Source organism: Pseudomonas sp. SAS7, assembly GCF_052112345.1.
Taxonomy (GTDB): Bacteria; Pseudomonadota; Gammaproteobacteria; order Pseudomonadales; family Pseudomonadaceae; genus Aquipseudomonas; species Aquipseudomonas putida_Q.
The window spans coordinates 128486-143188 of sequence record NZ_JBEGGO010000012.1 but is presented as its reverse complement, the minus strand read 5'-3'; the positions used below and the strand labels follow the sequence as shown (position 1 = coordinate 143188).

General features: G+C 63.9%; 11 protein-coding genes. 9 read left to right on the top strand and 2 right to left on the bottom strand.

Annotated elements, in window-relative coordinates:
- Positions 1-36: 36 nt before the first annotated feature.
- On the bottom strand, positions 37-1017 hold the full coding sequence (locus ABI582_RS19865; RefSeq protein ID WP_016499795.1) for a flavin reductase: 981 nt from the start codon (positions 1015-1017) through the stop codon (positions 37-39).
- Between the two features lie 217 nt (positions 1018-1234).
- Here ABI582_RS19865 and ABI582_RS19860 point away from each other — a divergent pair, with 217 nt between their 5' ends.
- The 7 genes from ABI582_RS19860 to ABI582_RS19830 all read left to right on the top strand — a co-directional run bounded on the left by ABI582_RS19860 (position 1235) and on the right by ABI582_RS19830 (position 11836).
- Positions 1235-2671, top strand: a complete 1437-nt coding sequence (locus ABI582_RS19860; RefSeq protein WP_442120048.1) for a coniferyl aldehyde dehydrogenase — start codon at positions 1235-1237, stop codon at positions 2669-2671.
- Positions 2672-2733: 62 nt separating this feature from the next.
- Positions 2734-4329, top strand: a complete 1596-nt coding sequence (locus ABI582_RS19855; RefSeq protein ID WP_442120047.1) for an amidase — start codon at positions 2734-2736, stop codon at positions 4327-4329.
- 131 nt (positions 4330-4460) lie between these two features.
- A complete protein-coding gene (locus ABI582_RS19850) occupies positions 4461-5648 on the top strand; it encodes an acyl-CoA dehydrogenase family protein (RefSeq protein ID WP_442120046.1) in 1188 nt (395 codons plus the stop codon).
- Positions 5649-5738: 90 nt separating this feature from the next.
- Positions 5739-7448, top strand: a complete 1710-nt coding sequence (locus tag ABI582_RS19845) for an FAD-dependent oxidoreductase (protein WP_442120045.1) — start codon at positions 5739-5741, stop codon at positions 7446-7448.
- Between the two features lie 9 nt (positions 7449-7457).
- Entirely contained in the window at positions 7458-9152 is a 1695-nt protein-coding gene (locus tag ABI582_RS19840) for an FAD-binding protein (RefSeq protein WP_442120044.1), read from the top strand.
- On the top strand, positions 9149-10177 hold the full coding sequence (locus tag ABI582_RS19835) for a 2Fe-2S iron-sulfur cluster-binding protein (RefSeq protein ID WP_442120043.1): 1029 nt from the start codon (positions 9149-9151) through the stop codon (positions 10175-10177). The genes ABI582_RS19840 and ABI582_RS19835 overlap by 4 nt, the downstream gene beginning before the upstream one ends.
- A 21-nt stretch (positions 10178-10198) precedes the next feature.
- Positions 10199-11836 (top strand): FadD3 family acyl-CoA ligase, encoded by a 1638-nt coding sequence (locus ABI582_RS19830; RefSeq protein WP_442120042.1) that lies wholly within the window; start codon positions 10199-10201, stop codon positions 11834-11836.
- 108 nt (positions 11837-11944) lie between these two features.
- On the opposite strand, the gene ABI582_RS19825 is transcribed toward ABI582_RS19830, so the two are convergent.
- Positions 11945-12730: an enoyl-CoA hydratase gene (locus ABI582_RS19825; protein ID WP_442120080.1), complete on the bottom strand. Its 786-nt coding sequence runs from the start codon at positions 12728-12730 to the stop codon at positions 11945-11947.
- A 149-nt stretch (positions 12731-12879) separates the two neighbouring features.
- Between ABI582_RS19825 and ABI582_RS19820 the strand changes: the two genes are divergently transcribed.
- Positions 12880-13665, top strand: coding sequence for an SDR family oxidoreductase (locus ABI582_RS19820; RefSeq protein ID WP_442120041.1), 786 nt, complete (start codon positions 12880-12882; stop codon positions 13663-13665).
- 56 nt (positions 13666-13721) lie between these two features.
- Entirely contained in the window at positions 13722-14699 is a 978-nt protein-coding gene (locus ABI582_RS19815) for a bifunctional MaoC family dehydratase N-terminal/OB-fold nucleic acid binding domain-containing protein (protein WP_442120040.1), read from the top strand.
- The last annotated feature ends 4 nt before the right edge of the window (positions 14700-14703 follow it).

The window sequence follows — 14703 nt, the reverse complement described above, 5'->3', positions numbered from 1 at the left end:
CCTTGTTGTTCTAATGGTTCAGGGAAGTCACAGTGCCTAGCGCGGCGCCCACAGGTCCGGCAAGCCCGGGTCGGAGGTGGCGATCAGCCGCTTGAGCAACACCTTGAGTGCCTGGCTGTCACCGGCGCCGAGACGGGCAGCGATATCCTCCTCGACGGCTTTGGCCAGGGCCACCTCCTGCAACGAAGCCTCCCGCCCGTCGGCCGTGAGTACATAGCGGACCTGCTCATTATCAAGCTCACGGGCGACCAGGTTCTGGCGTTCCAGGAAGCGCATGCTGGTGGCGCTGACCACATGACCGGTGTAGCCGACGAAGGCGTTGATCTCGTCCAGGGTCAGGTTGTCCCGAATGCACAGGGTGGAGAGGATGAAGAACGCGTGTTCATCGAGCTGCTGGTTCTTCAGCAGGCGGCGCAGTGCAAACAGCATCTGGTAGTGCGAGCGGCCGAGCAGGTAGCCGAGCAAGTCTTCGGTGTAACTGCACTCGGGCGGTGGCGGGGTGGTTGCCAGGCGCAGCTCGTTGCGCGGTTTGCGCATTGCCAGGGCGTACTGGCCACTCTGGAAGGCCAGCGGCGCGCGATCGCTATGGTCGAAGGCGAGCACCTCGCCGACGAAGATGACATGGTCGCCGCCCTCATACTGGAAGGCCGTACGGCATTGGAAGCGCGCCGTACAGTCTTGCAGCAGCGGTGCCTCGCTGATGCCGGTGTCGAGCTGGATCTCGGAGAACTTGTCTTCCCCTTGGCGTGCAAAACGGCCGGACAGGGTTTCCTGCTCCGTCGACAAAACGTGCACGTTCCAGTGGCGACCACCGCTGAACACCGGCAGACTGCGGGCGTTCTTAGACAGACTCCAGAGCACCAGAGGTGGGTTGAGCGAGACCGAGTTGAAGCTGTTGGCGGTGATGCCAACCGGCGAGCCGTCTTCGGCCTGGGTAGTGATGATGGTCACTCCCGTGGTAAAGGTGCCGAGCGCGGCGCGAAACGCTTGAGGGTCGAAACAGGCGGGCGTTGCCATGATGGGCCTCATGGAATGAGTGTGCGTGCTGGCAGTATTCCCAGCGTCACGGGGCTTTGCATCGTCTCAACGGACTAACGTTTTTGGCTCGATCGTCCACTTGGACGAGGCGGTCTCCGGGGCCTGGGGCTAGTTTGCGGGGCAGGGCGTCGTGCAACGACGGCCATGGTGGGCACAGAGGCGACATGCTGGCCCTTGTTCAGTTGAGGAGGCACCAATGAGTTGTGCAAATTCTTCCGTCGACACGCTGTCGGCCTTGCTGCGTGAACAAAAGGCTGCGTTCAACGCTCAAGGGGCTGTCACTGCCGTGGCCCGCCGCGCGCGGATCCAGCGGGTAATCGACATGCTGGTGACGCACCACGAAGCGCTGGCCGAGGCGATGGACGCCGACTTTGGCGGCCGCCCCCAGGGTTTTTCGTTGATGAATGATGTGCTGGGTTCGCTGGGTTCGCTCAAGCATGCGCGCGACCACCTCGAGGGATGGATGCAGGATGAGCCGCGGCCCGTCTTCAGCCCTTACGATCAGCTGGGCGCCAAGGCCTGGGTGATGTATCAGCCCAAGGGTACGGTGGGCATTCTGGGCACCTGGAACGCCCCCCTGTATACCTTGCTCAGCCCCCTGGGTTCGGCGTTGGCGGCGGGTAACCGGGCGATCCTCAAGCCTTCGGAGGTGGTGCCACGCACTGCTGCGCTGGTGGCGAAGCTGTTTGCCGAGGCGTTCGATCCGCTCGAAGTGGCTGTGGTCACCGGTGGCGCCGACCTGGCCCAGGCCTTCACCGCACAGCCGTTCGACCACCTGGTGTTTACCGGCAGTACCGCGGTGGCCAGGTCCGTGATGCGTAACGCGGCAGAGCACCTGGTCCCGTTGACGCTGGAACTGGGCGGAAAGTCGCCGGTCATCGTCGCGCGCAGCGCCGATCTGGGCACCGCAGCGTTTCGTATTGCGCTTTCCAAGACCACCAACAGTGGCCAGGTCTGCATCAACCCGGACCTGGTCTACGTGCCACGCGAGCAGCTGGAAACCTTTCTTGAGGCCTTTGCCAGCGCTTACCGCCAGTTCATCCCTGAGGTGAGCGACAACCCGGACGTGGTCGCGGTGGTCAATGCCCAACACCTTTCCCGTGTTGAAAACCTGGTTCAGCAGGCGCTGCAAGCCGGTGCCCGGGTAGTGAGCCTGCCCTACGCGCAAGCGGCTGATGAGCAAAACCGCCGCCGACCGCTGCAACTGGTGATCGACCCGCCCCAAGGCAGCCTGATTCTGCATGAAGAAATCTTCGGCCCGGCAATGGTGGTGCTGCCCTTTGATGAGGTTGACCAGGTCATCGCCCAGATCAACAGCCGCCCGCGGCCTCTGGCCCTTTACTACTTTGGCAGCGACGCCAAGGAGCAGCGCCAGGTGCTGGAGCACACATTGTCCGGCGGTGTCACCCTCAACGATGTGATGATGCATGCCGCCTTGCATGATGCCCCGTTCGGTGGGGTTGGTGGGTCAGGCATGGGCCACTACCACGGTCGCGAAGGCTTTATCGAGTTCAGCCACCTGCGCACAGTACTCAAGGCGCCCGAACATGACCCGCGCGGTGAATGGGGCCTGCTGCCGCCTTACAGCGAACACTTCCTGGCCGCGATGAAAGCGCAGATCACCCCGGACTGATCGGGGAAACCGGCGCGCGCTGAGCGAATCGAACAGACACAATAAAAAACGGAATTCTGCACATGGAAAAAAACGCATTGCCACTGGCCGACACGCTTGCCACAGCGGGTGCCGACGCCGCTGACGGATGGCCGCGCCGCCAGGTGCTCAAGGCCGGCGCGGTGGCGCTGGGCGTCGGGTTACTGGGGCGCTTCGCCGATGCCCGGGCCGCAGGCGGCTTGTCGGCCAGCGATTACCTGGGCCTGGATGCCTGGGCCATGGCCAAGGGCTTGCAGGCCGGTCACTTCACTGCCGAAGACTTGCTCGGCGCAGCATTCGCCCGTTGTGACCTGGTCAACCCGAAGATCAACGCAGTCAACATGCGCCATGACGATTATGCCCGCGCGTTGCTGGCAGCCAGGCAGAAGGCCGGCACCCTGACCCAGGGCTCGCTGGCGGGCGTGCCGATCCTGCTCAAGGACCTCAACACCTACTTGCAGGGCACGACCACCAGCAACGGCAGCCGGCTGTTCAAGGATGCGCCACCGTCGAGCGTTACCAGTACCTTGATCCGCCGTTATGAAGCCGCCGGGGCAGTGCCTTTTGGTAAAGCTACCAGCCCTGAGTTCGGCCTGACCACCACCACCGAGTCGTTGGCATGGGGGCAGACCCGCAACCCCTGGAATCTGGCGTTGAGCTCGGGTGGTTCGTCCGGTGGTTCCGCTGCGGCGGTGGCCGCCGGTATCGTCCCGGTCGCCCATGCCACCGACGGTGGCGGCTCGATCCGGATCCCGGCGTCCTATTGTGGGCTGGTCGGTCTCAAGCCGACACGCTACCGCACGCCGAGCGGGCCGGCCCGCCTGGAAGGCTCGTTTGGCGCCAGTGTCGCCAACATGGTCTCGCACAGCGTGCGCGATACCGCGTTGTTTCTTGATGCCGGTCAGGGTCACGAACCAGGGAGCCCGTACTGGAGCTCACCGCTGGTACGTCCCTACGTTGAGGAGCTGGGCCGTGACCCGGGCCGTTTACGGGTTGCGCTGGTGCGGGAATCGCTGACCGGGGCACCGCTGGACCCGGCGATTGCCAAGGTTCTGGAGGACACCATCAAGCAACTGCTGGGCCTTGGCCACGAAGTGGAAGAACTGCGCTTGCCAATTCAGGCCCAGCAGCTGTTCGGCGCCCACGGCGTGGCCATCGGCAACTCGTTGCTGGTCACGGTCAATGACCGCGAGAAAGCCCTGGGCCGCGCGTTGGGGCCACAGGACCTGGAAAGCATCACCTTTGGTGTGCTGGAACGTGCAGCGAAGGCCACGGGTGAGGGTGTAGTGCGTGCCCGGCATGCGTTCGAAGACATCAGCATGGCCATGGAACAGCAGTTCGAGCGCTTTGATGTGATCCTCTCGCCGGTCACCGCCAGCCTGACACCGGCCTTGGGCGAGCTCTCGCTCAACCAGCCTTACGAAAGCTACGCCCGCAAGGCCATGGGCAGTGCCGCGTTCACCGTGCTGGCCAACGTCAGCGGCCAGCCGGCTATTTCCTTGCCGTTGGGCATGAGTGACAGCGGCCTGCCAGTGGGCATGATGTTCACCGCTCGCCTGGGCGGGGAAGACGTGCTGCTGCGCCTGGCCTCGCAGCTGGAGCAGGACCGCCCGTGGGCCGCCAGGCGCGCCGCGATCTGAGCCTGAAACGCGCCAGGGACGGCGCCGTACCGCGTTTCTCTAGTCCGCTTTGACGATGAATATTCGCCTGCTGCATTCGATCATCAACCAAGACTCGCGCAACCGCGCAACGAGATTGGGAGAACGAACGGATGGACAGCATGCGAGTAAAAACGCCGGAAGAAATCGAACTGCTTGAACACGCCCGGCGCCTGGTGCCGGCGCTCAAAAGCCGCACCGCGCGCGCTGACCGCGAGTTCCGGGTACCTGACGAAACCATCTTCGAATTGCAACAGGCCGGCTTGTTGCGGGCCTTGCAACCACGTGCGTTTGGCGGCTACGAGGTCGATCCGCGGACATTTTTCGAAATCCAGATGATCCTCGCCGAGGGCTGCATGTCCACAGCGTGGATTTATGGCGTGATGGGCGTACACCCCTGGCAGCTGGCGCGTTACCCGATCGAGGCCCAGCGCGATGTATGGGGCCAGGACCATACCACCCTGATCTCGTCCACCTACATGCCCGTGGCCAAGGTAACCGTGGTTGAAGGCGGTTATCGCATCAGTGGTCGCTGGGGCTTTTCCAGCGGCAGCGAACACTGCCAATGGTGCTTCCTTGGTGGGGTGCTGCCCGCCGATGGCGAGCAGCCGGCGGAGCACGGCACCTTCCTGATCCCGCGCAGCGACTACCGCATCGAGCACAACTGGGACGTGCTGGGCCTGCGCGGCACCGGCAGCCACGACATTGTGGTCGAAGATGCCTTCGTGCCGGCACACCGCGTGCAGCGCACCAATAACTGCACGCTGGAAGCGACGCCAGGACGCCTGGTGAACACCAATCCGATTTATGCCATTCCTTTCGCCCAGGTGTTCACGCGCGCGGTGTCGTCATCGGCCATCGGTGCCTTGCAGGGGGCGATCAACGAATTTCGCGCCAATGCGGCTGCGCACATCGGCAAGCACGGCATGAAAACCGCCGATGACCCGGTGGCGCAAACCACCGTTGCCGAGGCGACGATCATCGTCGACAGCCTGAGGCTGGTGCTGGAGCGCAACTACGCGCACCTGATGGCGCTGGCTGAAGCGGGTGAGTACCCAGACGTGGAAACCCGCCTGCTGTACCGCTACCAATCCTCCTATGTGACCAATATCTGCGCCGAGAAGGTCAACGAACTGCTGCGCTGCATGGCCGCTTCCGGGCTGTACAACACCAACCCAGTGGCGCGCCTGTTCCGCGACCTGCACCAGGCACGTGGGCATATCGCCAACAACTACATGGCCTTCAGCCGCAGCCTTGGCGCCGTGCAACTGGGCCTGCCCAACCCTGATCCTTACGTATGAGCCGTGCCCGGGCCTGGCTGCAGGCCCGGGTATGCGCACCCCTGGCCGGCACGCCGGGATATTTCCGATCACAGCCAAGGCACAACAACAATGACAGCTAAAGCTCAGCCTGTTTCACACTACGACGTGATCGTCGTCGGCTCCGGCGCCGGTGCGATGACCTCGGCGCTGTTTGCTGCCGAGCAGGGTCTATCGGTACTGGTTGTCGAGAAAAGCGACAAGTTCGGCGGTACGTCGGCGATCTCCGGCGGCGGCATCTGGATTCCCAATAACCACTACTTTGCCGCCAAAGGCGGTGGCGACAGTGTGGAGCTGGCCCTGCAGTACCTCAAAGCTGCCACTGGTGAGCATGGCGATGACAAGCGCTTGCGTGCCTACGTCAAGCACGCGCCGCAGATGATCCGGGCCCTGGTGGACAACAGCCATGTGCGCTACGCCGTGGCGGCGAAGTACCCCGACTACTACCCGCAACTACCAGGCTCGCTGGCGGGTGGGCGCACCCTCGACCCGGAACTGTTCGATACCAGCCTGCTCGGTGATGAACTGGCCAACCTGCGCACACCGTCACCCTCGACCCTGCTGATGGGGCGCATCGCCTGGACCGCACGGCATGCGCACAAGGCCATGTCGCGCTCCTTTGGCTGGCGCCTGCTGATTCTCGGCCTGATGCTGCGCTACAAGCTCGACTTCAAATGGCGCCGCAAGAGCCGGCGCGACCGCCGCGCCGCCTTGGGCAGTGCGCTGGTCGCCTCGTTGCGCCGTTCGCTGATGGACCGCAACATCCCACTGTGGTTGAACACCGACTTCCAGAATCTGATCACCGACAACGGCCGGGTCATTGGCATGCAGGTTTGTCGTGACGGGCAGACGCTGCAGCTGCATGCCCGCCATGCGGTGATCTTCGGCTCCGGGGGGTTTGAACAGAACCAGGCGTTGCGCGAGCGCTATCTACCGCAGCCGACCCTGCGTGACTGGAGCGCCACGCCACCGGGCAATAACACCGGTGCTGCGTTGCAAGCCGGTATCGAACTGGGTGCGGCGACCGCCCTGATGGATTGGGCCTGGTGGGCGCCGACCATTACCGTGCCCGGCGAAGACAAACCCCGTGGGGTATTTGCCGAGCGGGCGTTCCCTGGTGCCATCGTGGTCAACAGCCTGGGCCGGCGCTTTGTCAATGAGGCTGCGCCGTACCTGGAATTTGTCGACGCCATGTACCGCGATAACCAGCACACCGGCGGCAAGTCGATCCCATCCTGGGTGATCTTCGATGGCCATTTTCGCTTCAACTACGCCATGGGGCCGTTGATGCCGGCCCAGGTCATGCCCGACAGCCGACTGCGCAAGGAATGGCTCAATACCTTGTATTTCAAGGCTGACAGCCTGGCGGCGCTGGCGGCGCAGATTGGCGTCGACCGCGCAGGGCTCGAGCAGACCGTGCAGAAGATGAACGCCTACGCCCGCAGCGGCGTCGATGCCGACTTCGGCCGTGGCGGCAACGTTTTCGACCGTTACTACGGCGACAGCAACGTCAAACCCAACCCGTGCCTGGCGCCCCTGAGCAAGGGGCCGTACTACGCGATGCGCCTGGACGCCGGCGATATCGGCACCAAAGGTGGGCTATTGACCAACGAACACGCCCAGGTTGTGAGCCAGGACGGCGAGGTTATTCCTGGCCTGTATGCCATTGGCAACTGCTCGGCGTCGGTCATGGGCACCAGCTATCCCGGTGCGGGCGGCACCCTGGGGCCGGCCATGACGTTCGGCTATATCGCAGCGCATCACATTGCTGCCAACCGTTGAGGAGTTGCCATGCCAGCCGCTGTCAAATCGACATGTACCGATATCCAGCCGGCGTTGCAGGTGGCCGATGCCGACGCCATGCGCTGGGATGACCACTGTGATGTGCTGGTGATCGGCTGGGGGGCGGCCGGCGCCTGCGCTGCCCTTGAGGCACGCGCCCAGGGTGCTGACGTGCTGGTCGCCGACCGTTTCACCGGTGGCGGTGCCAGTGCCAAGAGCGGTGGCGTACTGTATGCCGGCGGTGGCACTCGCCAGCAGCAGGCCGCAGGCTTTAGCGACACGCCCGAGGCGATGTTCGCCTACCTCAAGCACGAAACCCAAGGTGTGGTCGCCGATGCCACCTTGCTGCGTTTTTGCCAGGACAGTGCCACCAACCTGGCCTGGCTCGAGGGCCATGGCGTGCCTTATGCCCACAGTATGCCGCCCGGCGGCAAAACCTCGTATCCAGCCGACGGCCAGTTTCTGTATTACTCCGGCAATGAGCTGGTGCCGTCGCACCGTAGCGAGTTGCCGCCGGCCCCGCGTGGCCATCGCACGGTAGGCAAGGGCCAATGTGGCGCGGTGCTGTACGCGCACCTCAAGGCTGCTTGCCTGCGCAACGGTGTGCGCCCGCAAGTGCAGTCCGCTGCGCGGCGTCTGGTGAGCGATCACACCGGCAGGGTCGTCGGCGTGGAACTGTGGTGCCTGCCGGCCGGTAGTGCCCAGGCGCGGTTGCATGCCAAATTGGCTGCGCGTGCCGAACGGCTGCAGAACTTTGCCCCACGCTACTGCGATACCTTGCGCAAACGCGTGCGCCAGCTGGAAGTCGACTTTGCCCGGCCGCGGCTGGTACGCGCCAGGCGAGGGGTGGTGTTGAGCACCGGTGGCTTCATCTTCAACCGCGAAATGGTCAGCGAGCATGCCCCCAAGTTTCGCCGCAACTTCAAAGTCGGCGCGACCGGCTGCGATGGTAGTGGCGTACGCCTGGGCGTGAGTGTCGGTGGGGTCAGCGACCGATTGCATCGGGTGTCGGCCTGGCGGTTTATCAACCCACCGTTGTGCTGGCCCAAGGGCATTGTGGTCAACACCCTCGGGCAGCGCTTCGTCAACGAAGAAGTCTACGGCGCCACCTTGGGCCAGCCCCTGTGTGAAGAGCAGGGCGGCAAGGCCTGGCTGGTGCTGGACGCACGCCTGCGCAAGCAGTCGATCAAGCAAGCGCTGTTCGACGGTTACTGGTGGTTCCAGAGCTTGCCGGCATTGCTGCTGATGCTGCGCGGTGTGCGCAAGGGCCAGAGCATCGAGCAGTTGGCCCAGGCCACGGGCATGCGTGCTGATGTATTGCGCAGTGCATTGCACGCCTACAACGCAGCCGCCCGGGGGGACGCCGAGGATGCCTTCGGCAAGTCGCAAAGCAGCCGTCAGGTACTCGATCAGGGCCCTTACTATGCCTGTGACATTTCTGTCAGCAACCCGCTGTTCCCCCTCGGGGCGTTGACTCTGGGCGGCCTTAAGGTCAATGAAGACAGCGGCGCGGTGCTGGGCCCTCAAGGCCTGCCGGTACCCGGTTTGTACGCCGCCGGCCGTACCGCCATCGGCATTCCTTGCCACTTGTACGTCAGCGGCCTGTCGCTGGCCGATTGTGTGTTTTCCGGGCGACGTGCCGGAAGGTCGTTGACCGCGGCCACGGCTGACGTCGAAATCGAACCCAGCGAGCAATTGATATGAGCCTGGATTACCTGTCAGTACGTGTAACCCGCGTGATTGAAGAGACCGCCGACAGCCGCTCCCTGGAGTTTGAGCTGCCAGAAGCGCTTGCCGAGCGCTTGCGCTATCGACCTGGGCAGTTTCTGACCCTGCGAGTGCCTCACCAGGGGGGGTGGTTGCCGCGTTGTTACTCTCTGTCGAGCACGCCGCTGCTCGACGAGCCATTGCGGGTCACGATCAAGCGGGTGCGCGACGGGCGCGCCTCGAACTGGCTCTGTGACGCGGTGCAGGCGGGCGATACCTTGCAGGTGCTGGCGCCGGCCGGGGTGTTTGTGCCGCGCCAGCTGGACACCGACCTGCTGCTGTTCGGCGGCGGCAGTGGCATAACCCCGGTGCTGTCCATCCTGCGCTCGGCGCTGTTGGCGGGCACTGGGCGCATTCTGCTGATCTACGCCAACCGCGACGAAGCATCGGTGATTTTCCGTGAGTCGCTCAAGGCCCTGGCCAGCGCGCACCCACAGCGCCTGCAAGTGATCCACTGGCTCGACTCGGTGCAGGGCATTGCGTCGGTGAGCCAGTTGGCCGAACTGGCGCGCCCGTTCGCGAGTGCCGAGGCGTTCATCTGCGGCCCCGGACCGTTCATGGATGCTGCCGTCGCTGCCTTGCAGACGTTAGGCATGCCGAGTGCGCAGGTCCATGTCGAGCGCTTTGTCTCGCTGCCCGAAGAGGGCGAGGTCGCAGTGCCGGCAGCTGTCGATACCCGCCGCCCGAGCAGCCAGCTCTCGGTGCGCCTGGATGGTGAAGAGTTCGAGGTGCCCTGCGCCGAAGGTGAAACCCTGCTCAACGCCATGCGCCGGGCCGGCCTGAGCCCGCCAAGTTCTTGTCTGGTCGGCTCCTGTGCCACCTGCATGTGCACGGTCGAACGGGGTGAGGTGCAGATGTTGCGCAACGATGCCCTTGACCAGCAGGAGATAGACCAGGGCTGGACGCTGGCTTGCCAGTCGCTGGCCCGCAGCGAGCACCTGCGGGTGCTCTTTCCCGAATAACCCGATGGCGAGTTTGTCACTATGACTGCATGTTCAGCATTACCGGGCAGCGTGCATGCCTGGAACTTGTTGCCTTTGTCGATTCCTGCCTTGTTGTTCGCCAGTGCCGAACGCTTTGCCGGTCGGGCAGCGATCGAGGAAGACGGCATTGTCACCGATTACCGGGATTTGCCGGGGTTGGCACTGGGTGTCTGCCGCAGCCTGATGGCACTGGGGATCGAGGCGGGCGACCGCGTGGCGATCTGGGCACCCAATTGCCGCGACTGGGTGATCGCCGCCTTGGGCGTGCATTGCGCGGGGGCTGTGCTGGTACCGATCAATACCCGCATGAAAGGCGCCGAGGCGGCCGATATCCTGGCGCGCAGCCAGGCGCGGGTGCTGTTGACCCAAGGGGTATTTCTGGGGCTGGACTACCCGGCCATGCTGGCGCCGCTACGTCCGGCCAGCCTGGAACAGCTGGTGGTGTTCGGTACACAGCCGCCGCAGTTGGCCAGCGACCTGGATTGGGCCGGTTTTCTCGCCAGGGGCGAGTCTGTCAGTGAGCTGCAAGCCCGCCAGCGTGCGGTGGCGGTGGGGCCGCGGGATTTGTCCGACTTGCTGTTCACCTCCGGCACCACCGGCAAACCCAAGGGTGTGATGAGTGCCCATGGGCAGAACCTGCGGGCGTACAACGAATATGTGCGGGTCATTGGCCTGCAGCCGGGTGACCGTTACCTGATCATCAACCCGTTTTTTCATGCCTTTGGCTACAAGGCCGGATGGCTGACGTGCCTGCTGGCTGGCGCGACTATCCTGCCGCATGCGGTGTTCGATGCCGAAGCGGTGTTCCAGCGCATCGCCGCCGAGCGCATCAGCGTGCTGCCAGGGCCGCCCACGCTGTACTTGTCGATGCTGGCCCACCCGCACCTGGCCCAGACTGATCTGTCGAGCTTGCGCATCGCTGTGACCGGTTCATCGACGATCCCGCCGGTGCTGATCGAGCGCATGCGGCGGGAGCTCGGGGTAGATGTGGTGACCACCGCCTATGGGCTGACTGAGTGTGGGGGCCTGGCGACCATCTGCAACCCGGATGACCCCGCCGACATTGTTGCCGGCACCAGTGGCCGGGCCATCGAAGGCACTGAAGTGTGCATCCGTTCGGCGGATAACCAACCGGTCGCCACGGGCGTGTCGGGGGAAATCTGCCTGCGCGGTTTTCATGTGATGCGGGGTTATTTCAATGACCCGCAAGCGACCGCGCAAGCCATTGATGCCGAGGGTTGGCTCCACACGGGCGATATCGGCAATCTGGATGTGCATGGCAACCTGCAAATTACCGACCGCCTCAAGGATATGTTCATTGTCGGTGGCTTCAACTGCTATCCGGCAGAGATAGAGGCTGGTTTGATTCAGCATCCGGCCATCGCGCAGGTAGCGGTGATCGGGGTTGCAGATGAGCGCATGGGGGAGGTGGGGTGTGCCTGCGTGGTATTGCGTGCAGGCCAGCAGCTGGATGGGCCGTCTCTGATCGCCTGGGCCAGGGAGCGGATGGCCAACTACAAGGTGCCGCGACAGGTTCGGTTCTTCGAATCATTGCCGGTGAATGCCTCGAACAAGGTGGTCAAACCTGAGCTGCGTGAGGCGGTTCTGCAGGCTGAGGGCGGGCGGGCCTCGGGATGAGGCCCTCATTGAACTGCAGTGATATCGTGTAGCACCGCAGCAGCGAGGGGGCCCGAAGTTCAGCGTAGGGCCCCTGGAGCGTTCATTGGCGCTGGACCGGCAGCTCGATCAATGGCCTTCAAACCGGGCGGGCCGCTTATCAATAAACGCCTGCATGCCTTCCTTCTGGTCACGTGAGGCAAACAACAAGGCATTGGCCTTGCGCTCCAGCGCCAAACCCGCTTCCAGCGGCGCATCCATCCCCGCAAGAATCACCTCTTTGATCTGCTCGGCAGCCAACGGCGGCATTGCCGCAACCACCTGCGCCAACTTCAAGCCGTGCGCGAGCACCTGATCATCGGCCACCACCTCACTGACCAGCCCCGCAATCCAGGCCTCCTCAGCCGTGATCGGCTGACCAGTCAGCGCCATCCGCATCGCCTTGGCCTTGCCGACCGCCCTCACCAAACGCTGGGTGCCGCCAATCCCGGGCATGATCCCGATCTTGATCTCCGGCTGGCAGAAGCGTGCACTTTGCCCGGCAACAATGATATCGGCGAGCATCGCCAGCTCGCAGCCACCGCCATAGGCGTAACCGCATACCGCCGCGATCACAGGTTTGGGGCAGTGCTGGATCGGCGCCCAGACCCGCTCGGTGTGGCGCTGATAGATATCAATGGGACCCACACCGGCCAGGCTGTTGATATCGCCCCCGGCGGCGAACACCTTGTCGCCGCCGGTCAGCAGAATGCAGCGCACATCAGCATTGCTCCCCAGCTCAATGAAATGGTGCGACAGCAGCGCCTGCAGCTCCAGGCTCAGGGCATTGGTGGCGTGCGGGCGGTTGAGCCGCACCAGGGCAACACCTGGGGCCGGGTACTCCAGCAGCACCGGCGCGGTAAGTGAATCGGACATGATCAACCTCTGGCAGTAGGCACCGCAGAGCGGGCGCCATTGCGCGGATTGTTGCCAGCGCCACGCCACGCTTCATCGTCCGTTCAGACGACGTGGCCGAGCAGTTTTGCCCCTAGAGTGGCCCTCAACACAAGCATGAGGAGCGTGCCATGAGTGGTCACTCGGGGCTGGATTACAACGGCAAGGTGGTACTGGTCACCGGCGGTACCAAAGGCATTGGCGCTGGCATTGCCCGCAGCTTTCTGGCTGCCGGGGCCAAGGTGATCGTGTGTGGGCGCAACCTGCCCGAGCAATTGCCGCGCGTGGCTCAGGGCCAGGCGGACTTCATCGCCGCCGATGTGCGCGACCAGGCCTCCTTGCAAGGCCTGTTTGACAGCATCCGCAGCAACTACGGCCGCCTCGATGTGCTGGTCAACAACGCCGGCGGCAGCCCCTCGGCCGACGCCGCTAGCGCCTCGCCGCGTTTTCATGAGGGCATTATCCGCCTCAACCTGATCGCACCGCTCAATGTCGCCCAGCAAGCCAACCTGCTGATGCAGGCCCAGGCCGACGGCGGTTGCATCGTGTTTATTGGCAGCATCAGCGGCCTGCGTGCCTCGCCAGGCACAGCAGCGTACGGCGCAGCCAAGGCCGGGGTGTTGGCCCTGGTGCAGTCGCTGGCAGCGGAGTGGGCGCCAAAGGTGCGGGTGGTGGCGATAAGCCCAGGCCTGGTGCGCACCGAGCTTGCCCATCTGCACTATGGCGACGAGCAAGGTATCGCTGCAGTCAGCGCCGGTATCCCGGCCGGGCGCATGGCGGTGCCTGAGGACATCGGCAACGCCTGCCTCTATATCGCTTCACCGCTGGCCACTTACGCCAGCGGTTGCAACCTGTTGCTGCATGGCGGTGGTGAACGCCCGGCTTATCTCGGTGCGGCGCAGGCTACCCCGCACTGATCGACCCACGTCGGCGTTGCGTTGCGGGCGCCGCTTTGAACACGCAGGAGACGAACTTGGCTGATCCAGAATTGCTATCCAAAGTGCGCGCCCTGGTTGGGCGCCAATACGGCCGTGTAAACGCCTGGGACGACGTCAATGCGCCAATGATTCGCCAGTGGTGCGAAGTCATCGGCCTTGAAAACCCGCTCTACACCGACCCTGTGGCAGCTGCCAACAGCAGCAATGACGGCATCATTGCGCCGCCACCCATGCTGCAGATCTGGTGCATGGAAGGCTTTCACATCAATAACTACGCACCAGGCTCGACCACCGAAAACCCCTATGAAGTGCTCGGTGTGATCGAAAGCTATGGCTACCCGTCGGTGGTGGCAGTGAACTCTGAGCTGACCTTCGAGCGCAACCTGCGCCTGGGCGAAAAGCTCTACTACACCACGCGCCTGGACTCGGTCGGCGAGGAAAAGACCACCGGCCTTGGCACTGGCTTTTTTGTCACCCTGGTCATGAGCTACTTCTCGCAGCAGGCCACGGGCGACGAAAAAGTCGGCGAGCTGTTGTTCCGGGTGTTCAAGTTCCGCCCGGCCAACGCGCACAAGGTCCAGGCGCAGCCCCAGGCCGTGGCCGAGCCGGCGCAGGCGAAGCGTCCGGCGCCCGGTGTCAGCGACGACACACGATTTTTCTGGGACGGCTGCAAGGAAGGCAAGCTGTTGATCCAGCGCTGTACGCAGTGCAGCACCTTGCGCCATCCGCCGGCACCGGTGTGCATCGAGTGCCATTGCTTCGACTGGGATACCCAGCAGGCCAGCGGCAAGGGCCGGTTGTACTCCTTCGTGGTGATGCACTACCCGCAGGTGGCACCGTTCGATCACCCCAACCCGATCGGTCTGATCGAACTGGACGAGGGCGTACGCCTGATCGCCGGCCTGGTTGGCGTCAAACGTGAAGACATCAGCATTGGCCAGCGTGTGGAGGTCGAGTTCCAGACCTTCGATGACGACCTGGCGCTGCCGATGTTCCGTCCATCGGCACAGTAGGGGG